This window comes from Stomatohabitans albus, assembly GCF_036336025.1.
GTDB classification, from domain to species: Bacteria; Actinomycetota; Nitriliruptoria; order Euzebyales; family Euzebyaceae; genus Stomatohabitans; species Stomatohabitans albus.
This window is the reverse complement of the sequence record NZ_JAYKKE010000001.1, coordinates 1068010-1087745: the sequence shown is the minus strand read 5'-3', so window position 1 is coordinate 1087745 and position 19736 is coordinate 1068010. Positions and strand designations below refer to the sequence as shown.

The window sequence follows — 19736 nt, the reverse complement described above, 5'->3', positions numbered from 1 at the left end:
GACGTAGGTGCCGCTCAATACTGGGCGAGCACAAAACGCTCACGCCCAGCCAGGTCAGCAATAACTTCCGTGCGCGTTGCCCATTGGCCAGCACGCTGGGCACTCTTGTACACCCGCGCCGGGTCATCCTCAAGTGCTAACCACCCGCCTGGGCGCAACCACTGTGGGGCCAGATCGATAAGGTCTCGAACACTATCCCACCCCTCAGCCCCAGGCCCAACCAACGCGTTGTACGGGTCCCAATCTTTTACTTCAGGCGCTGCTAAGTGCACCGTCTTGGCGTCAAGATAGGGCGGGTTAGCGATGAGCAAATCAACAGTTCCGACCCAATCGGATGGGACAGAGGACAACAAATCGCCTTGGGTTATGGTCACCACCGGGTAGGACGCACAATTGAGGGTAGCTAATGCGACCGCCTCGGGATTGATATCTGTTGCCCAAATAGCTTCCGGGTTTGCCTCCATGGCTAGTGCCGCAGCGATCGCTCCCGTACCGGTGCACGGCTCAACGATGCGGGCACCCGGAGACAGTGCACGGTCTAAGCACACTTGAACCAGCCATTCTGTTTCCGGACGGGGAATAAACACGCCCCGGCGCACGGCCACCTCAAGATAGCGGAACGGTGCGGTTCCTAAAATCAATTGGAGAGGTTCACGGGCACATCGTCGCCGTAAGGCCTCTTCTTGCTCATCCGCGCGCAGCCCTGCCTGACTAATCCAGCGCCAATCAGCTTCGGGGCTGGGTACGCCAGCATTCCTTAAGCGATGGATTGCCTCGTTGGCATCCACCACCAGGGCTACCCGATAGGAGAAACGGCTTCTTGGCCTAACGCCTGGTTAATCCGCGTGGAGGAGTCAAGCTTGTCCGTTCCGCCGTAGTCGAACACCATATCGATGCCATAGTCCAAACACACGGTGTATTCAGGAACAGAACTGGGGTCTGTCCGGTCGCCCCCATTCCCAAAGATGATATTCCAGCCTTGGTAAGAATCGGCTATGGATGCCAGTGTCTGGCAAACGGTACGGTCTTGGTCCTTACTAAGGACGGCTTCATCAACAAGTCGTATATTGCGCACGATCTCAATGCGATCGGACTCGGGCATGATCACCTTGCCCTTTTTCATTTTTTGCTGATGGTCATTATTGACAATGACAACAAGCCGATCGCCATCACGACGTGCAGCTTGGAACATCCTGAGGTGTCCTATATGGAAGGGATTGAAATATCCACTGAGTACCACCAAGGTCTGTTTTGCGTCATTAGTACCGTTCATAATCTTCACGTTAGCGCACCTTCACCCTGAGGAAACCCCGGGATGCCCTCTATCCCTTCTCCATTTCGTAATGTTTTCTTCATGGCCGTGTTTACCTGGCGAATAGATTCGCCGTAACCCATCGGGCCCATATTGTTGCTCTACCCAACCACGCGGGTCGTTATGCGGATAGTAATACCCGTCACCATGTCCAAGGTTTTTCGCGCCTTTATAGTGACTATCACGCAAGTGCAACGGTACAGGAGCATTACCCAATCGGTCAACTTCAGCATCTGCGTTGTGCATCGCACGCGTAACACTGTTCGATTTTGGGGCAAGGGAAAGGTAAAGACAAGCTTGACTCAATGCATACCTTGCTTCGGGTAGCCCAATTTTTTCTAGAGCGTCAAATGCTGCTGTTGCTTGCACAAGTGCATTGGGATCAGCAAGGCCAATATCCTCACTCGCCAAAATAATCATGCGTCGGGCAAGAAATCTTGGGTCCTCGCCACCAGCCAACATGCGAGTCAGCCAATATAAGGCCGCGTGAACATCGGATCCTCGCATACTTTTTATAAATGCACTGACCTGGTCATAGTGGTGGTCCCCGCCTTTGTCATAGCGCAGATGAGGATTCGCTAGCGCCGTCCGGATATCGGTAACGGTAATGATGTCTCTAGCCATACTTGCGGCAGCTTCAAGTCCAGTGAGTGCTACTCGTGCATCACCGTCAGCCGCATGTACCAACGCCGTTTTTGCCTCATCTTCAATACGATGTACCAACAATGAACGATCAGTAATAGCCCGATCGATAAGCACACCCATTGCGTCTGCATCAAGTTCATTCGTTCGGTACAACATCGAACGACTCAGTAGGGCCGCATTCACTTCAAATGATGGGTTTTCGGTAGTGGCACCGATCAAGGTGACGTCACCCGCCTCCACACTGGGTAACAACGCATCTTGCTGGCCCTTGTTAAACCGGTGAATCTCGTCAATAAACACCACGGTATTTCGACCCGTTCGCCGACGCCGTTCGATGGCTTCAGCAACCGCTGCCCGGACATCTTTCACTCCAGCCGCCGTGGCGCTGATTTCATGAAGGTGATAGCCGGCAGTTTGAGCGATAATGCCCGCCATCGTTGTTTTCCCTGTGCCGGGTGGCCCCCACAGAATGATTGATGGAATCTGGCCTGCTTCAAGGGTTTTACGAATCGGCCCGTTTGGCCCAACGAGATGGTCTTGACCCAACACCTCATCCAATGAGGTTGGTCGCATCCGAGCAGCAAGCGGAGCATGTGCCGCTACCTCGGACTGAGGGGCTGCAGGCTCAAAAGAACCGTCTTTGTCAGGGGTGGAATCAAAAAGCGTGCCAGGCATACCACCACGTTACGGGCCTTTTCCTGATTACCCAAGGCTGTAGTTTGCCGCCATGAACGCTATTGTGCGTCAAAATGAGCGAAGAACAACGATCTACCCCTCGGCATACCCGTGCGGTGGTACTTGGGAGTGCCATTAGTGGCATTGCTGGGTACGTCTTTTCTATCCTGGGCGTTCGCGTCCTAGGCGATACCGCCTACGCGAATATCGCAGTGCTATGGACGATTCAATACTTGGTTGTCAGTATCACCTTGTTGAATATCGAAGCCTGGGTGACACGGCATCGCGGGGTAGCCCCTTGGGTAGCCGGTTGGGTGATCGGGCTTGCCGGTATTGTCACCGCAATTGGATCAATCGCAGCTGAGCAGCTATTTCACGGCGGGGATTGGACGTGGGGGCTTATCGCTGGGGCTATCACCTTGGCATACGGGTCGCTCATCGTTGCTCGCGGCCAACTGGCTGCAAATGAATCCTTTACCGCATTTGGCGTCTTAAACGGTGCAGAAGCCCTCATACGGCTTGGTTTGGCTATCGGCCTCGCCTTACTTGTGGTCCCCCCGTGGGCGTGGGGTGCAATCATGCCAATCGGTCCCATTGTGGTGGTCCTTGGATGGTTGGGCTTTGGTGGCCGATTTACTCGTGCAGACGCCCCATTTCCTGCCTACTACCTGTTGAACACAACGGTCAGCAATGGGATAAGCCAGCTCCTCTTAGCAGGGGCTCCGTTGGCGGTAGCGTTACTGGGCGCCGGACCGCAGGTAACCAGTCTCGTCTTTGTCACCACCACCTTGGGCCGTGCTCCCCTTGTCTTTCTCCACGGTGGACTCCTCGCTCGTATCTTGCCACCCTTGCTGGCTATTGCCCAAGGTAATGACCGGCACCGCATCGCAATGGCGATGAACCGTGTGCTCGCGGTAGCAACGGCCAGCCTCATTGCGGCCTACATCGGGGGTGGGCTTATTGGTCCACCCGTTGTGGCCCTGGCGTATGGCAATAATCTGCGCCCCTCATTTGTACTGGCCGGTTTTACTGGGGTGGCTGTCATTGCCACCATGGTTGCGCTTTTACTGGGTCAAGTACTTATCGCTCTTCATGCCGAACGTGATATGGCTGTTCCCTGGATTATCGGTCTCGTTGCTACAGCGATAGGCACCATGGTGATCCCATTGCCGATGAGTGAACTCATCGTTGCTGCGAGCGCTCTCGGCGCCATCGTGGCGACATTGGGGCTAAGCGTTGTGGTTCGCCGAGCAGCATTAACACAAAATGTGCTCGTCCAACCAGAACGGCTGCCCTACTAGCTAACCAATGCCATCGGATGATGCTGACATCCTTTAGTGAACACGCCTCCTCACACCGTGAAGATGGATGAAAACATTGAGGCCATTTGCGTAAGAAAACAGACTGATGGCCTTCTCGTTCGCACTACGGTTTAGCACATGGTTTTGAATCGGAGCGATATCACTGATCTTGTCCTTGTTGGCGTTGAGGGCGCGGTGGGGCGTATTCATTTAAATCGGCCTCAAGCCCTCAATAGTTTGAATACCGATATGTGTTTGGCCGTCTGCCAAGCGCTCATCGACTGGGAAACCCAAGACGAGGTCCAAACGATTGTCATTACCGGTGAAGGTCGCGGGTTATGTGCTGGTGGCGACGTTGTTGCCGTTCGAGAGCATCGTATAGCCGGTGAACCTGAATCCTTCTTCAAAGTTGAATACGGGATGATCAAGCTCATTGCCTCCTATGCCAAACCAGTCGTGGCGATTATGCATGGCATTGTCATGGGGGGTGGCTTGGGAATCAGTGCCCATGCGTCACATCGTGTCGTTACTGAGACAACCAAGACGGCAATGCCCGAAGGCCGTATCGGGTTTTGGTGCGATGTCGGCATGACCTGGCCATTAGCCACCAGATCACCAGGTAAAACTGGATTTGCATTTGCTATGACGGGGGCGATTGGGTCACCAGCACAAACCATCGGGTTACATCTGGCAGATACCTTGATTCCCGACAATCAGATCCCCACCGTAATTGCACGCCTTGAAGCCGGTGAGCATCCCGATACTGTCTTGGACGAAATGGGCACGGTTCCCGATACAACTGACGTGCGTGCAGCGCAGGCATGGATAGATCCCTGTTTTGACGCACCAGACCCCGCGACCATTCTTGAACGACTCCGGGCCAGACCAGAACAAGAGGCCCAAGATGCTGCTGATGCCATGGCCGAATACAGCCCACTGTCGATGCATGTGATTTTGTGTGCATTACAACTTGCGGCAGGCGCCCCTTCCCTGGCTGCGGTATTAGATGCAGACCTAGCCATCGCCACCCACTTCGCGCAGGCCGATTCAGATTTTGATGAAGGGGTACGTGCTCAGCTCGTCGATAAAGACAAGAATCCTCGATGGATGCACACCGATTTGGCGTCGGTGCCCCCTGACCTTGTGAGTGGATTCTTTGCGAACACGTACTGAAGTCGGTGTGAAGGTCTAGTGACATACCTATAGAAGCCAGTAGTACAAACACAGCAAACCAGAGGCAGTTTGCTGTGTTTGCTTGTTCCTAAGCACCGATCGATGCGTCAGTACCCGTACCTAATTGCGGTATCGCACCTCAAGCCCATCTTGGACCCCCTGGCTCACCGCGGCTCGACCTCCCATAATGAAGCCTTCGGACCAACGATCACGAGTTGCGTCTAGTGTCCTCGCCGTATCACCGCTATCGCTCATCGTAGCTTGGGGTACAAGCAGGACATGCCCGCCGATTCGTGCGGCTAGCGGGCCGGCGGATAAGGCATCGGCCCAACCATGTGAACCTGCCACAATCAATGGAACACGGCCTTTTGACCCGCCCAGCGCATAGGTGACAACCGCGTGGCTCGTGAGCAGTCGGTTCGACCCCGACAGGCGTTCAACCGGGATTCCCGTATTCGACAATTGTCGGCGTACATCTTCAGATAAGGCAGCCGTTCCGCCCACCATCACAATACGTTTCGGACGGCGTGCCCGAATCGCATCTACCGTTGCGCTATAGACTTGGTTCTTCGCTGAAAAGAGGACGAGCGGGGTATGAACACCACGGGCAAGTCCTGACGCACTCACCGCGTCTGGCCATGCGGAATCACTCACCACGACAATCGTGTCTGTAGGTGAACCAGAATGTAAGGCCAAGGCCACTGCCGTGTCTTGAGCGGTGGGACCAAAATGGCGTGTTACGTTGGCAATAGTGCCGAGTGCGCGCTCAACTTGCGCACTCACCGCAGCATGACCACCCACCAACGTGATTGCCTTTGGCTTAAGACGCCGGATCTCATTGGCAACTTCGGTGTTCAGCGTTTGGCTATTGGTTAATAACAGTGGGGCGTTCTTCGCAGCCGCATAAGGACCTGCTGATAGGGCACCGTGCCAGTCACCTTCCGAAGCCACAACAACGTGGTCAGCTTGGGGCCAATGCTGCGCTGCGGCAATGGCAGTGAGGACTCGATTCGAACCGGACACCCGTTTCATTGGGTGGGCAGGGGTTGGGTTGGCTGGTGCCGGTGCGGCAGACCCACCACTGTTATCAGGTCCTTGTGGAAGCCCCGACGGAATCGGTGGGAGCTTCTCATCAATACGGAACCACATTGAATGCAGCCCCAATTTGAATCGTGGGTCTTGCCCCTTCAACGTCACCGAGCCACTGGTACCAACAAAGGTGACCCCTTCACGGCCAATACGCCCACCTGGTTCAAAAGGACCGTTGAGCTTGTGGCGCACATAGGTACCGATGCCTAACTTGCGGCCAAGCTCAGCTTTACTGAACCCTTTGACCCAGCGAGTACGGTCAAATTTGGCGGCCTGTTCCCAGCGAGAATCATCAAATCGCTTCGAAAACGGTGGACGTGTACCGCCCCATACAAAGTCGCCGGTCGTCACGACACCACCGGTAGCAGCTGAAAAATAGGAGTTAATGGGAGAGCCGTTGATCACCACATTTTGTGAACCCGTTGCGTCAATTCCCTGACGCCAATAGCCCTTGGTATCCCAACGTTCGTGATCCCAGCCTTTGTAGTACTGATCACTTGTTGACGACCGGATATCACAGTCACAGGTGGCGCTGAACGCAGAGCCTTTACGGGTTTGTAATTTATTGGTTACAAAGGTTCGAGCCGTTACCGCTTGAACTTTTTGTACTTCCACTGGCCATGCTGATGAAATCTCACCAAGGCCACGCAAATAGAGGTTCATTGAGGGTACGGTCAGTACAAGGTTGCCTTTGCGTCCATGGCTATTGGCTGGCATCAAGTCAAGGTGCCCCCAGCGGTATCTATTTTCACGTCCGTCGTCATACCGCGCTTCTTTTACATTAACCACACGCATCACGTTGGCGTTGGATTCACTCAGCACCGCCCGCAGACGTTGGCTGCTCGCCCTGCCTAATGTGCCCTGGAACACGGTTGACGAGCCACGCTTGATTACCCAGTTACCACCGTTACGGATACCGACCCATGTCTGTCCCTGAGGTTGAGTTGCCACCGTAGAGCACCCACTCCCATCTCGGTTACATACTTGCCACGGGATAGAACCAGCATCTGCCGTTAACGTCATCGTGTTGACATCAGGGGCAGCTTCAACCCGAATCGGGTCATTCCAAGGGATAGATTTAATCGTCGTATTCGCGAAATAAGTCGTCAAGATTTGGGCGTAATTGCACCCCAGACGCACCGCACCTAAGGAACCGTACTGGCTCAGCCCGGCACCATGGCCCCAGCCACCACCAAAGAAATTCACTTCGCTCTTCGTAGCTGCTGGTGCATCGAGTTGTACACCCCCTGACGGGGCGCACCCGCTTCGCTTGATGAGTGCGTTTACATCGTCATCCCCCAACACACCGAGGGATTTCCCTGCCCCATTACCGCCTAACGAAGTAACCGCGTCTGGAGATGACCATTCAGCTTCATTTGGCTCAGGGGCAAGTGGGCCCCCTGGAGGCTCACCCTCCTCTCGGACACCAGTCCGTTCTTCTTCAAGTTGGAGGGCCGTCACACGGCTTAAATCCTCAACCTGTTCATCACCTTGGGTAATTTCAGCTCCAAGCGTTGATTCTGATTGGGCTGTCACCGGAGTACCTAAGGTCGTAGCGGTTAGCAGTATTGACGCGGATAGCGTGGAGAGCCAGGGAAGTAAACGCATGGGCCCAGAATGCCTGGTCGGCCAGATATAGCAGGTTGTTGCTATTGGCCTAAAGCCCAAGAAAGTCCAGCGTAATGATTTCAAAAGGTCAAGAACTAGCCAAGCTGACCGTGGGTGCGTGACGAGAGGGCACCCCAGCTCACAACGCTAACAGCCCAAATCGTCATTCCGGCACGCATTGCTACGCGGATAGGCAGCGGATAGGCATACCGATTGGTAATGAAATAGTCCAAACTACGCACATGTGCACGAACCATCGTTGCTTTCCGTCCAGCTACGGATGACCCAACCGAATGGGTGACATGGGCGACCGGGCTAAACACCACACGCCACCCGTGTTTGTGGGCACGCCAAGATAGGTCCACATCTTCAACAAACATAAAATATGCCGGATCAAAACCGCCGAGCTGATCCCACACCTGACGCCGGATAGCCAGACAAGCACCACTAACCCAATCCACATCGCGCTGACTGGTTTTGTCCCATCCAGCCATGCGATAGCGGCGCGTGAATGGATTGTCAGGCCAGACCAAACTCAAGGCAGCATGCCCTACCGCAGTTCCTAGGTCAGGGAAGGTTCGTGCGCTTGCCTGTGGACGACCATCAGGATGGGTAATGGCGGGTCCGACAATACCGACCGTGGGATTGGCATCTAAAAATGCACCCAAAGCTCCGGCTGAATTGGGATCAAAACGAACATCAGCGTTAGCAACGACCACATAATCCGTGTCAAGCTCTTGGACACCACGGTTACAGGCTTTCCCAAATCCCACATTCGGTCCTGCAAGAACGGAGATTTCGGGGAATGCGGCTTTGACGGCACGGGCAGTTCCGTCACTGGAACCGCTATCAACAAGAACAACCTGGTCGGCGCCAGCATGCTGGAGTGAGGCTAGACAGGCTAGTGCATCGTCGCGTGTATTGTGACTCACCACGACGACGCCGGTGGTCACGCTGCCATCTCCATCGTGATCCTCCCCAAGAGCACCTCTAAGCTATCCTCCCATGCTGGCATGGCTGGTAACCCAAGGTAATCGGCCATCATATTGGCTAACACGCTGTTGGCTGGTCGCGGGGCTAGGGCATTAAATGCTGCAGTAGTGGTGGGTGCAAGGTCAACCGTGATATCAGCCAACGTAAATATCTGTCTGGCTAATTCATACCAGGTACATGACCCCGAGTTACTGGCATGCCAGGTGCCATAGTGCTCGGTTTCAAGGATATTGGCGATACGGTCCACCAAATCAACGGTGAAGGTTGGACTCCCCAACTGATCATCAACAACGCTCAGTTCGTCGAGAGAACGCCCTAAACGCAACATCGTCTTAGCGAAGTTATTGCCGTGTTCACCAAGCACCCAAGAGGTACGCACAATATAGGTACGTGAACAATACTGGGCTGCTTGGCGCTCACCAGCTAGTTTGCTCGCCCCATAGACACTTTGCGGGTCGGTGTTATCCCATTCAGTCCATGGCCTCCCCTGCAATCCATTAAACACATAGTCTGTAGACACCTGTACAAGGCGTGCCCCAACATGCTCGCAGGCTTGGGCAATAAATCCTGGTGCAAAGGCATTGACCTGCCACGCAGTGCGTGGGTCAGTTTCAGCCTTATCAACGGCGGTATATGCGGCTGCGTTGATAACAATGTCCGGGTTTGAGGCACGAATGGCTTCACCTAAACCTGGCCCATCAGTGAGATCAACAGTCTGACGGGTGAACCCCATCACCTCATGGCCACGTGCAGTAAACCCCTGAACAAGGTCAGTGCCGAGCTGGCCACCCGCGCCAGTAACAATAACGCGTGCCATTAGGCATTCAGCCCGCGGCGCTGTGTAGCTCCGGCTTCTTTGAGCGGACGCCACCAAGACTCGTGGTCACGGAACCATGCAACGGTTGATTCCAATGCTTCGTCGAACGCCACCCGTGGTTTCCAGCCCAGGGCATGCACTTTGGTGGGGTCAACACTGTAACGCTGATCGTGCCCGGGTCGGTCCTGCACATGGGTGATACGAGCGTCGGCTTCTTCACCAGTCAACCCAAATAATTCAAGAAGGCGGTAGGTCAGTTCCTTATTCGTCATCTCATTATCGTCAGCCACGTTGTAAACCTCACCTGGCTCACCCTCATTCAAAATCAACCACTGGGCTTCTGCATTATTACGTACATACGTCCAGTCACGCACTTGGCTGCCATCACCGTAGATAGGTACGGTCCCACCATCAATCAGATTTGTGGTGAATAACGGAATCATCTTTTCAGGGAAGTGATATGGCCCAAAATTATTGCCCGTTCGCGTAACGGTGATCGGATAGCCATAGGTCACATTAAATGCGCGCGCCAACAGGTCAGCTCCCGCTTTGGAGACACTGTATGGGCTGTTGGGTTCCAACGGGTCACCTTCTTTAAAGGACCCTTCTTCGATTGAGCCATAGACCTCATCAGTCGAAATATGGAGAAACTTGCCAATCTCGGCTTTCCGAGCTGCGTCAAAAAGGACTTGGGCACCTACAACGTTGGCCAGCATGAAATCAGTGCCTCCCGTGATTGAACGGTCCACATGGCTTTCAGCGGCAAAATTAACGATGGCGTCGTGATCTTTAATTGAGTCAGCTACTCGTTCAGGGTCGCTGATATCACCGTGAATGAAGGTATACCGAGGGTCTTCTTCATATTCAGCCAAGTTCGCACGATTACCCGCATAGGTCAATGCATCGTAATTCGTAACTTGAACATCACTCGTACTTTCCAGCACATAGCGAATGAAATTAGACCCGATAAACCCGGCTCCACCGGTGACAAAGACGCGCACGTCAAACTCCTCTTGTATCCCTACTGGTGCTAGATCAACCCAACCTTGGAATGGTCTCCAAGGACAAGTTGGTAGCGTTCTGGCCGGGTTTCGGTATGCGCTACCTCTACCTTGCGGCCAAGGAGCGAGTCCGTCATTGCCGGCACGTCAGCGATGGACGTTTCTTCAAGCACAATAGAGTGCTCAATAACACTATTTTTTACGACACAATCATGATAGATGCTCGTATAAGGGCCAATAAATGTATTTTCAATAACGGTATTGGCACCGATTGCGGCTGGCCCACGAACCGTTGAATTGATGATTTTGGCTCCAGCTTCAAGGACAACACGACCCTGAATCTCACTGGCGGCATCAATCTCACCTTCAAGGCGAGTTTCGTAGCGATCAAGCACAATGCGATTGGCTTCAAGCATGTCGGCAAGCTTGCCAGTATCCTTCCACCACCCCGTAATTGTGTGTTGGGCAACGGTTTGGCCCTGATCGATCAACCACTGGATTGCATCTGTTATCTCAAGTTCGCCTCGAGCTGATGGTTCGATGGCGTGGCAAGCATCCATGATATTACCGCTAAAGAGATACACCCCTACAAGGGCCAAGTCGCTCTTGGGCTCTTTCGGTTTTTCTACCAACCGGCAGATATTGCCGTCATCCCCCAGTTCCGCGACCCCAAACCGTTCGGGGTCGCGCACCCTGGCGAGCAAAATCTGTGCATCGGGCTTGGTTTCTTCAAACTCTCGAACAAACTCCGTAACCCCACCCGCAACGAGATTGTCACCCAGGTACATGATGAAATCATCACGACCCAAGAAAGGTTCTGCGGTGAGTACGGCGTGCGCAAGGCCGAGTGGGTCTGGCTGGTCAATAAAACTGACATTAATGCCGTATTGGCTGCCATCACCAATATGGGCACGAATCTCTGGTCCGGTTTTGCCGACAATGATCCCGACGTCAGTTATTCCAGCCGCCGCGATTGCTTCCAACCCAAAATCGATAACTGGCTTATTCCCTACTGGTACAAGCTGCTTTGCAGATGTGTGGGTTATTGGGCGTAACCGTGTGCCTGAGCCACCACTCAACACTAATGCCTTCATACATCACTCCGTCTTATCTATGGCGGGCGTTCTTACCCATGTGGGAGATGACCCTAGCAAATGAAATCCCTACGGGCAGGAAATACCTGGATCGAAGGCACCAGCATAGGTTTCTTTTGAAGCTGGGAGGCCTGGCACACCTGGTACCGATGATGCAGTCGGTCCCTCGCTAACCGTTGATGGTAAGGATGTTGGTGTACTCGAACTTGCCGACGGCATCGGTATTGACGACGCATTCACCTGTTGAGCTGGAGTTGGGAGTGAGGAAGCTGATGCGGGAGAGGATGGGGCAGAACTAGGCGTTGCACTTGCATCGGCGATCGGGTCGGTGCCGGCTTCGCTCGCCGTAGGCTCAGCCGTATCTTCAGCATTGGGCATCAGTAGGCTCGCATCAACTGCTTGCCCGTTCCTGAACGCTGCATAGATTTTTTCGGCGTCTTTTTTATCTTCATATAACACTGCAGCTTCCCCAAGACGACCATTAGATGCCGGCACACTGACTGCGACCAACTTGTCTGGGGTGACTGAACGCATCGACCAGGCCAAATCAGCAAGTTTGCTAACATCAAGACCCGTATCCGTTTCAATCGCATCCGATGCAGAGTCAATGAGACCGGCAACCTTAACGGGGTTTGTCAGTGTGCCAAGGCTCGTAGCTTTTTTAATCATTTCGCGCGCAAAACGCTGCTGGCGTGCCTGGCGGCCAAAGTCGGAATCAATGTGGCGTGCCCGTACAAATTGAATTGCTTTGACCCCATCAAAATGGTTGCAACCCTTTTTAATGTCGAGGCCACTCCAGCGGTCTTTCATATCTCGATCAACCGCAAAATCGACTCCACCCAGGGTGTCAACCACATTAACGAACCCGGAGAAGTTCACGCGCATCACGTGGTCAATACCAATGCCGGTATGCTGCTCAATGGTTTGGATGAGACAAGCTGCGCCTTGATCTTTGCCTTGCAGCTCGCCCACATACCAAGCCTCATTGATACGCCCCTTTGTACCATCACAGCGACGTACAACGAGGTCACGAGGCATCGAGAGCATCGCGACCTGATCGTTCTCGGGATTCAGTTGCGCCAAAATAATGGTGTCCGTCAAGTCAGACCCATCGTCGGCAGTTCCGATTGCCGCAAGCTGCTCCTTGCTTAACCCTTTACGAGAGTCTGAGCCAACCATCAAAATCGTTGTACGGTCTTTGACGGGGTCAACCGGTTCAAGGGTCACCGTTTCAGTCACTTCTGGTGCGGGGGTGAATGCAATCGCGGTTGGAGAGATCTTGATGTTATTGATGGAGTTAATCTCTTTGACGAGGAGCACACCATACACACCGGTCACACCAAGAATCGCAACAGCACCTGTTCCGATGGCCCCAATCAAGAGGCGCTTCCAGTCTGGCCCACCGTTTCGTGGTCGACCGAACTGTTCACGCGGACCAAATCGACCGGGCTGTAAATAGGGTTTGGGTTTGGACATGAACTCGAACTCGCAATGCAACAGGAATGCCTCTACCGGCTAGCCCATACTATGTTCCCTTGCCCAGCCGGTGTGTGCAGTGATGCTCTAAGTACCTTTTGATCTTTTTTATCGGGCAATCCAATCCTTTACCGAACCCACCAAAAGCAGGCGTAGTGGTGGCGTCACTCCATGTGGACTCATCATATTTTTTCCTGGTCACTGTCTCGAAACCCTCCTTCACAGCCGAGAAGGTGCTTTACTTAAATCTTCAATCCGGAAAGACCATGCGGTAATGCCGTGTGGAGATATTCGTTCAAAGGCGTTTGTTATGACCACACCGTTCCATCGTCCTCAACCAACGATTGGTGATAGGACCTCTGCACAAGCGAGAGCAGCAGATCCACGTGGGTGGGCGATGGATAACCAGGTCCGTGACCATCTCTATAGCGTGATTGATGCCCGTCGAGATATTCGACGATACCGTCCCGATCCCATCGATGAACCAACCCTTGAGCGGATTCTGGTCGCGGCCCATCACGGCCCGTCGGTCGGCCATTCACAGCCATGGCGCTTCATCGTGATTACCGATGATCACCTCCGAGCCCAAGCCACGGTGATGGCTGATCGCTGCCGTATTGAACAAGCGCAACTCCTTGATCCCGCGGCAGCACGAAACCTCTTAGATTTGCAGCTAGAAGGTATCCGTGAGGCTCCAGTCGGTATCGTGGTCGCCTGCGACCGCCGTGTACCAAATCAGGGGGTGTTAGGGCGCGCCACCTTTGCCGATTCAGATATGTGGTCGTGTGCTGCCGCAATTGAAAATCTCTGGTTGGCAGCACGTGCAGAAGGCCTTGGTATGGGCTGGGTTACTTTGTTCAAACCGGACGAATTACGCTCACTCCTCGGCCTACCGGATGGCGTAGAAACATTGGGATGGCTGTGCTTAGGGTGGCCGGATGAACGCCCCCCATCACCTGGACTTGAGCGGCGTGGCTGGTCCAAGCGACTCCCCCTTGAGGATGTCGTGATATATGACCGTTGGCCGGAGGAAGATCGGCCAAGCCCTGTACACCGACTTGCACCAGATGAACCGGTCCACCACATCGACCACGCCGATAAGGCCGCCGCGTTCACACCTGAATCAGGGATTGCGGTAGCCGTCTCGCTACCAACCCAGGAGGGAGTCGTTGCCGCACGAGATGCTGCTGACAATCTGCTCACGCCACCAGGCAGCCTCGGATTAGTCGACCAAATACTTGATCGCGCGAATGCGATTCATCCCGATGTTGCCGCCGACGGGCACCTTGTCCTTGTGGGTGCTGACCATCCAGTGACTAGGCACGCAGTGAGTGCATTTGAATCTCACGTCACCGCAGATGTCATGCACGCCAGTGTCCAAGGAAAAGGGTTTGGAACGGCATTAGCTCAGGCTAATGGCTTTGGATTCAGCATCATTGATGCTGGGGTCAATGAACCTATCGCCGGGGCTATAATGCTTCGTCCTCAGTACCCACAAGGTGACCTCTCTACAACAGACGCCCTTCATCACTCGGATGTCTTAGCACTCATTGAGGGTGGGGAAACTCTTGGTTCGACATTGCCACCAGGCCTTATCTGCCTCGGTGAAGTTGGGGTTGGCAATACAACCGTTGCGGCTGCGCTTGCAGCACGGCTCCTTGATGTTGACCCTGCACAGTGTATTGGATTAGGGGCTGGCGCGGATACTGCGATGACGGAACGTAAACTCGCCGTTGTTCATGCTGCCCTTACCCGGACTGCCGCAGCGGACCCTGACCCCATAGCCATCCTTGCTGGCATCGGTGGCCCTGAGTTTTGTGTGCTGACCGGCATTTTGTTGGGTGCAACCGCCAACAACCGAGTTGTGGTGTTAGACGGTCTCGCTACAACCCTTCCTGCGATTATTGCCCAACGTCTCGCACCAGGAGTTCAATCCCACCTCATCGCATCCCACCGAAGCCGCGAAGCTGCCCACGGGCTTGCCCTGGCTCATTTAGGTCTTGAACCCATCGGTGATTGGCGCTTACGGGCTGGTGAAGGGGCTGGCGCAGTATTGGCGGCTGGGTTGTTGGGGACGGTCCATCGTGGCAGGGTAATGACCGCTCGAACCATTGATCCCATGATCCGGTAACCGACACAATACCTGTAGCCGGTTTACCTGAACTCCGGTGATATGCGATTTATTCCAGCACTATTGGGTTGCGGCACGAACTGCGGCCCGTACGAGGTCAGGGTTCGTTACATCAAATGCGCCATCACCACCACCGGGGCCAGCCGGGCCGGCTGCGTGGCTGGTCATACGGGCACTCAGATGAACCGCTGCCACACCGATCGCACGCAATGGCGCAATATCCTCAATTTGGGTACCTCCACCAGCCATCACTTGAACCTTGCCGTTCAAGTAGCGGGACAACGCGTCAATGGTGGCCAAGCCACGACCTACCGTTGTAGCGCCACCGCTCGTCAACACACGGGTTACTCCTAAGGAAATTAACGCGTCACCCACTGCTTCAGGTGACGTTGTAGGTGTTTCCAACAGGACATCAACACAGCGATGAATGGTGACATCACCGCCATCTGCGGCCGCTATCCAAGTCTCGAGTGCGGCCATATCGAGCCCGCTGGCCTTGGTATCAAGCGCACCAATCACCACGCCGGCCGCACCGGCACGCACACTTGCGGCAATATCTGCACGGATAAGGTCCTTTTCTTCATCCGTGTACACAAACCCACCCGGACGAGGGCGGATGAGCACATGAACAGGAAGTCCCTGTGCAACACACCGTTCAATGAGTGAAATGGATGGACTCAACCCACCCACTCCCAGGGCTGTACATAACTCAACCCGTGTGGCACCAGCGTCGTTGGCAATACGTACCCCCGCGGGGTCTTGGACAACAATTTCGACATCAATACCTTGTGGCATCAGATCTGCTTTCAACGTTATGAGGACGACGGCCACGCCCGTTGGTGTTTCATTGGCTAATCACGAGTGAGCACAAACACGAACGATAGGAACACAATCACAAATCCCAAACCAATAACGACAAACCGTAAGATGCCGTCAGAAATCTGAATAAGCACGACCACCAAAATCACAACAAGACTAGTTAAAACCAGTGCGGCACTTTTCGACATCTTCCCGATATTCATGACGGTATAGTACTGAACGTTTTTCCCTGTACTGAAATCATCATAAGGACTCCTCTCGGCACCTATAGCACAACGGCATTTCGTGCTGAACTCAGGGTACTCAGGGGAAAGCCCACCCTGGTGGACAGGCTATGAGCACATGGATGTGCCACACTTGGTACATGAAACTTCAATTCTCTTCCCTTGCCGTTATCGCGTTCTTATTGGCTGGTTGTACTGGCACCAATCCAACAAATAGCCCAACCCCAATTGATGTTCCTTCTGACATGGTGAGTGCATCGCCTGCGAGTGAATCAGCACGCGCTCAAGCATCAGAGGCGAGTGAAGGTCGTTCCGATGCAAGTGAAATGGCAAGTGAGGTGGGGCGTTCATCTTCATCAGAAACGAAGACTGGAACGTCCAGTTCGAAGCAGTCTGAAAAGGCAAAACCGGCACCCTCCGCGTCACCAAGCACGGTGGTTAGTAGCGATAAAGCAGATACAACCCGCGACGGTGGACCCATTGATATTGCGCCTTCTGCACAAACTAACACCAGCAGTAAAGCCGGTTCATCGCTGATTTCAGTCACCACCAAAGAGGGTGGAAAGGGCACAATCAAACTGGCTGGTAAGGCTGATGTCTATGAGGGCACCGTGGTTGCTACCGCAGTACATAGTGAAACGGGCAAATCACATACCGAGTTCACAACGGCATCATGTTCTAACGGGTGTACAGGCAATTGGTCGATCAACTTCTCTGGCCTTCCATCAGGCACCTACAAAGTGAACGTCAGTGAAACAGATGCCAGCGATGGTGAGGGGAAGGCACCATATTCAGTTGATATCACGGTGAAAGTCTCATAAGGATCCACGAAGCGGAATCTGACTTCAAATGGGTTTGCGAAATCATCGCAAACCCATTTCTTCTATTCATACTTGTGGCATGAACATTTACGGTGCCATGGCCTGTGCGGCCTACCTCTTCTTCGCGGTCAGCCTCTGGAGTACCTCGCTATGGAATCTATTCTTCTATGCGCAGTACCTTGGGGTTGCCTACGCCTTCATCGCAATCGCGGTACTGGGGTTCTCCCTGTTCACGAGCACAAAACCCATCCCGTATTTCGCTATTGGCAGTTCCATCTTGTTGGGTATGGGGATAACGGTTATTGATGACCGCACACTCTCCTCAAATACCGGCATTTTCATGGCAGTGTTCGTGGCTATCACGTTGGTATTCATCTACCGAGCTAAGACAAGTGAGATTCGTCTTGGCACGATCTTCGATATCCTTGCCGCACTTGCCTTGATCGCTCTTGGCATCAGAATTGTGTTGAATCCACAACTCATTCACCAAACCTTTTTCCAAGGGGTCGCCATTGTGGTCGCCATCAACGCCATCTCCTATGTCATCCCCCGTGGCAAACCAAAACAGGCATCGAAACGGGACGATCAGGTCACACACCTGAGCCAATAACGAGTGCTGGTCTGGGCCCCATATGGCCGCACCTCAATGCACGGCCATGTCCGTACCATCGCCAGACTGGGATAGGGTATCGGGTTCTAACGGTGAGTGTTTCATCTTCGGACAGGAATACACTCCCCTTCTGCGCTAGTTCCCAAGCGATTGCCGGATTTGATCAATCACATTATTAAGCCCTTCGCTTGCGGCTCCTGCAGCCTGGTCAACTGCACCACTTGCAGCATCTTCAATGGGTTTAGGCAAGGTTCCGCCACCATTACCGGCACGCAAATCGGCTTCACGCTTACGTAATTGCTCGGCTAACGCATTCAAATCTTCAGCTTGCTTATTCAGTTCCGCTTCGCGGGCATCAAGTGCAGCTTTACGTTGTTCTGCCTCGGCAGCTTGCTGGCTCGCAGAAGTTGCGGCTGCATTATTAGCTGCTGACTCCTGGCGCACCCGATCCAGTTCAGTCTGAATATTATGAATCTGTGCGTCACGTTCTTGGATGGTTGCCGTTAGTTTGGCGACTTCATCATTCAGGGTTTTAATTTGATCCGGAGTAGCTGCATTCGGGTCAATGGTGGAAACCGCCGTGGGCGTTGATGATGACGAATTCCCCAGCCCACCCATAAGAATGGTGCCCACGACACCTATTGTCAGTGCAGCTAGCGACGCCAATACCAGTGTGAACAGGGAATACCCCATTGGTGCTTGGTCGTCTTCTCGAGGAGACAGGCGCACGGATTGGCGACGCGGTCCTCCATCGGAGTCAAAGCGTGGGTCACGCTGATAGGCCTGGCCACGTTGGCTGACATAACCCGTTTCTTCATACCGCGCTTCGGTACGCGTCTGTTCTGCCGGATCGATGGCAGGTTGATGGACCCTTCGGCTCCGGCTGGCACTTCGAGCTGTACCGGACCGTTCACTCGGCCCAAACCCGGCATCATCAGCCGAGTATGGCTCCCCTTCTCGATAGTCCCCAAAATCCTCTGTCCAGGCACGTTCTACCTGGGTGCGTTCAACATCTTGGTCTGAAAGCGGTCGAGTGCGTTGGGGATCATTGCCGCTATAGCGGTAGCGGCCTTGTTGATCGCTCATCGTAAATGCTCCACATCTGCCGCTCGAACAATGACCGGCGTATTGTCGTTGGAATTAACTGTATCGGGCATGATGACCAAATGGCCCTGGGGCGTTATCCCGATAGCGGTTCCTTGTACTGGACGGTCACCAAGTGCTGAAACTGAACGCCCAATGGTGCGTAATCGTTCACGCACGCGGGCAATACTCGCCGCTGGATCGTTCCCCACCTCACTCCATTGGCGAGAGAGCGCGTTCAGCACCATCGTTAAGACTTTCGGGGTTTCAATGTCGCAACCGGCCCATTCAGCGAGGCTGGTCGCCCGTTCAGCAAAGGCATCTGGGCGTGTTACTCCCCGCCAGTCCACATTGATACCAAAACCCGCAACAACCGCGTTTTTAGCATCAAGATGTGCAGAACGAATATCAGCTTCGAGAAGGACACCACATACCTTCTTCTCAGCGATAAGGACATCATTGGGCCATTTCAATCCAATCATGTCAGGGTCAACCCCATCCATGGTGGCAGCGTACTCACGTAACCCATCACTAACGCCTAGACCAGTCAACAACGGAATATGCCCCCAATCTTCAGGTACCAGATTGGGGCGAAGAACCACGCTGACGGTCAATGATGACCCTGCAGGGCTTTCCCATACACGATCATGGCGGCCACGACCTTGGGTTTGGTGGGCGGCAATAATCACCGTGAAATGTGGTGCTCCATCTTGAGCTGCACGAAGCCCAACAAGATTCGTAGAATCAGTTTCTTCTAACGCAATCACGTCAGTAACCCACTGGCATGAATGTGCAGCAGCAGAAAGTTCGTCGATCGTAAAACGCATAGGTCCCCCAGTGTGCCTTAATATGATCTGATACCCG

General features: G+C 53.8%; 18 protein-coding genes. 5 read left to right on the top strand and 13 right to left on the bottom strand.

Features of this window, described 5'->3' with window-relative positions; genetic code table 11:
- Positions 1 to 14: 14 nt before the first annotated feature.
- Genes VCU37_RS04940 through VCU37_RS04930 form a run of 3 tightly spaced genes read right to left on the bottom strand, consistent with a single transcriptional unit; the run spans position 15 to position 2632 of the window.
- Positions 15 to 791 (bottom strand): N5-glutamine methyltransferase family protein, encoded by a 777-nt coding sequence (locus tag VCU37_RS04940; RefSeq protein ID WP_336249501.1) that lies wholly within the window; start codon positions 789 to 791, stop codon positions 15 to 17.
- Positions 792 to 796: 5 nt separating this feature from the next.
- The gene (locus VCU37_RS04935; protein WP_336249500.1) at positions 797 to 1273 is read right to left on the bottom strand and encodes an adenylyltransferase/cytidyltransferase family protein; all 477 of its coding nucleotides are present in this window, start codon (positions 1271 to 1273) and stop codon (positions 797 to 799) included.
- Positions 1274 to 1294: 21 nt separating this feature from the next.
- Positions 1295 to 2632 carry a replication-associated recombination protein A gene (locus VCU37_RS04930; RefSeq protein ID WP_336249499.1) on the bottom strand — a complete coding sequence of 446 codons (1338 nt, stop codon included), beginning with the start codon at positions 2630 to 2632 and terminating at the stop codon, positions 1295 to 1297.
- Positions 2633 to 2706: 74 nt separating this feature from the next.
- On the opposite strand from VCU37_RS04930, the gene VCU37_RS04925 reads away from it, so the two are divergent.
- Both VCU37_RS04925 and VCU37_RS04920 read left to right on the top strand, forming a co-directional pair.
- On the top strand, positions 2707 to 3933 hold the full coding sequence (locus VCU37_RS04925) for a polysaccharide biosynthesis protein (RefSeq protein ID WP_336249498.1): 1227 nt from the start codon (positions 2707 to 2709) through the stop codon (positions 3931 to 3933).
- A 138-nt stretch (positions 3934 to 4071) separates the two neighbouring features.
- The gene (locus VCU37_RS04920) at positions 4072 to 5106 is read left to right on the top strand and encodes a 3-hydroxyisobutyryl-CoA hydrolase (protein ID WP_336249497.1); all 1035 of its coding nucleotides are present in this window, start codon (positions 4072 to 4074) and stop codon (positions 5104 to 5106) included.
- 120 nt (positions 5107 to 5226) lie between these two features.
- Here the strand turns inward: VCU37_RS04920 and VCU37_RS04915 are convergent, their stop codons facing one another.
- The 6 genes from VCU37_RS04915 to VCU37_RS04890 all read right to left on the bottom strand — a co-directional run bounded on the left by VCU37_RS04915 (position 5227) and on the right by VCU37_RS04890 (position 13184).
- Positions 5227 to 7803: a cell wall-binding repeat-containing protein gene (locus VCU37_RS04915; protein ID WP_336249496.1), complete on the bottom strand. Its 2577-nt coding sequence runs from the start codon at positions 7801 to 7803 to the stop codon at positions 5227 to 5229.
- Positions 7804 to 7898: 95 nt separating this feature from the next.
- Positions 7899 to 8756, bottom strand: a complete 858-nt coding sequence (locus tag VCU37_RS04910) for a glycosyltransferase family 2 protein (protein WP_336249495.1) — start codon at positions 8754 to 8756, stop codon at positions 7899 to 7901.
- Entirely contained in the window at positions 8753 to 9613 is an 861-nt protein-coding gene (rfbD, locus tag VCU37_RS04905) for a dTDP-4-dehydrorhamnose reductase (RefSeq protein WP_336249494.1), read from the bottom strand. The genes VCU37_RS04910 and rfbD overlap by 4 nt, the downstream gene beginning before the upstream one ends.
- A complete protein-coding gene (gene rfbB / locus VCU37_RS04900) occupies positions 9613 to 10614 on the bottom strand; it encodes a dTDP-glucose 4,6-dehydratase (protein ID WP_336249493.1) in 1002 nt (333 codons plus the stop codon). Before rfbB ends, rfbD begins: the two co-directional genes overlap by 1 nt.
- Positions 10615 to 10643: 29 nt before the next feature.
- On the bottom strand, positions 10644 to 11708 hold the full coding sequence (locus VCU37_RS04895; RefSeq protein ID WP_336249492.1) for a glucose-1-phosphate thymidylyltransferase: 1065 nt from the start codon (positions 11706 to 11708) through the stop codon (positions 10644 to 10646).
- A gap of 69 nt (positions 11709 to 11777) precedes the next feature.
- The gene (locus tag VCU37_RS04890; protein ID WP_336249491.1) at positions 11778 to 13184 is read right to left on the bottom strand and encodes an LCP family protein; all 1407 of its coding nucleotides are present in this window, start codon (positions 13182 to 13184) and stop codon (positions 11778 to 11780) included.
- A 310-nt stretch (positions 13185 to 13494) separates the two neighbouring features.
- Here VCU37_RS04890 and bluB point away from each other — a divergent pair, with 310 nt between their 5' ends.
- Positions 13495 to 15315: a 5,6-dimethylbenzimidazole synthase gene (gene bluB / locus VCU37_RS04885; RefSeq protein ID WP_336249490.1), complete on the top strand. Its 1821-nt coding sequence runs from the start codon at positions 13495 to 13497 to the stop codon at positions 15313 to 15315.
- Positions 15316 to 15375: 60 nt separating this feature from the next.
- Here bluB and VCU37_RS04880 read toward each other — a convergent pair whose 3' ends face one another.
- Both VCU37_RS04880 and VCU37_RS04875 read right to left on the bottom strand, forming a co-directional pair.
- Positions 15376 to 16110, bottom strand: a complete 735-nt coding sequence (locus tag VCU37_RS04880; protein ID WP_336249489.1) for a copper homeostasis protein CutC — start codon at positions 16108 to 16110, stop codon at positions 15376 to 15378.
- Positions 16111 to 16166: 56 nt separating this feature from the next.
- The gene (locus VCU37_RS04875) at positions 16167 to 16337 is read right to left on the bottom strand and encodes a hypothetical protein (RefSeq protein ID WP_336249488.1); all 171 of its coding nucleotides are present in this window, start codon (positions 16335 to 16337) and stop codon (positions 16167 to 16169) included.
- Between the two features lie 161 nt (positions 16338 to 16498).
- On the opposite strand from VCU37_RS04875, the gene VCU37_RS04870 reads away from it, so the two are divergent.
- A complete protein-coding gene (locus VCU37_RS04870) occupies positions 16499 to 17179 on the top strand; it encodes a Gmad2 immunoglobulin-like domain-containing protein (protein WP_336249487.1) in 681 nt (226 codons plus the stop codon).
- A 79-nt stretch (positions 17180 to 17258) separates the two neighbouring features.
- Entirely contained in the window at positions 17259 to 17789 is a 531-nt protein-coding gene (locus VCU37_RS04865) for a hypothetical protein (RefSeq protein WP_336249486.1), read from the top strand.
- A gap of 135 nt (positions 17790 to 17924) precedes the next feature.
- Here VCU37_RS04865 and VCU37_RS04860 read toward each other — a convergent pair whose 3' ends face one another.
- On the bottom strand, positions 17925 to 18875 hold the full coding sequence (locus VCU37_RS04860) for a hypothetical protein (RefSeq protein WP_336249485.1): 951 nt from the start codon (positions 18873 to 18875) through the stop codon (positions 17925 to 17927).
- Positions 18872 to 19699 (bottom strand): biotin--[acetyl-CoA-carboxylase] ligase, encoded by an 828-nt coding sequence (locus tag VCU37_RS04855; RefSeq protein ID WP_336249484.1) that lies wholly within the window; start codon positions 19697 to 19699, stop codon positions 18872 to 18874. The genes VCU37_RS04860 and VCU37_RS04855 overlap by 4 nt, the downstream gene beginning before the upstream one ends.
- Positions 19700 to 19736: the final 37 nt, after the last annotated feature.

Bases quoted from the DNA above. Each gene is read 5' to 3' on its own strand.
- VCU37_RS04935 (WP_336249500.1), bottom strand. From the start codon at position 1,273: ATGAACGGTACTAATGACGCAAAACAGACCTTGGTGGTACTCAGTGGA.
- VCU37_RS04930 (WP_336249499.1), bottom strand. From the start codon at position 2,632: ATGCCTGGCACGCTTTTTGATTCCACCCCTGACAAAGACGGTTCTTTT.
- VCU37_RS04925 (WP_336249498.1), top strand. From the start codon at position 2,707: ATGAGCGAAGAACAACGATCTACCCCTCGGCATACCCGTGCGGTGGTA.
- VCU37_RS04920 (WP_336249497.1), top strand. From the start codon at position 4,072: ATGGTTTTGAATCGGAGCGATATCACTGATCTTGTCCTTGTTGGCGTT.
- VCU37_RS04915 (WP_336249496.1), bottom strand. From the start codon at position 7,803: ATGCGTTTACTTCCCTGGCTCTCCACGCTATCCGCGTCAATACTGCTA.
- rfbD (WP_336249494.1), bottom strand. From the start codon at position 9,613: ATGGCACGCGTTATTGTTACTGGCGCGGGTGGCCAGCTCGGCACTGAC.
- VCU37_RS04895 (WP_336249492.1), bottom strand. From the start codon at position 11,708: ATGAAGGCATTAGTGTTGAGTGGTGGCTCAGGCACACGGTTACGCCCA.
- VCU37_RS04890 (WP_336249491.1), bottom strand. From the start codon at position 13,184: ATGTCCAAACCCAAACCCTATTTACAGCCCGGTCGATTTGGTCCGCGT.
- bluB (WP_336249490.1), top strand. From the start codon at position 13,495: ATGACCACACCGTTCCATCGTCCTCAACCAACGATTGGTGATAGGACC.
- VCU37_RS04880 (WP_336249489.1), bottom strand. From the start codon at position 16,110: ATGCCACAAGGTATTGATGTCGAAATTGTTGTCCAAGACCCCGCGGGG.
- VCU37_RS04875 (WP_336249488.1), bottom strand. From the start codon at position 16,337: ATGAATATCGGGAAGATGTCGAAAAGTGCCGCACTGGTTTTAACTAGT.
- VCU37_RS04870 (WP_336249487.1), top strand. From the start codon at position 16,499: ATGAAACTTCAATTCTCTTCCCTTGCCGTTATCGCGTTCTTATTGGCT.
- VCU37_RS04865 (WP_336249486.1), top strand. From the start codon at position 17,259: ATGAACATTTACGGTGCCATGGCCTGTGCGGCCTACCTCTTCTTCGCG.
- VCU37_RS04860 (WP_336249485.1), bottom strand. From the start codon at position 18,875: ATGAGCGATCAACAAGGCCGCTACCGCTATAGCGGCAATGATCCCCAA.
- VCU37_RS04855 (WP_336249484.1), bottom strand. From the start codon at position 19,699: ATGCGTTTTACGATCGACGAACTTTCTGCTGCTGCACATTCATGCCAG.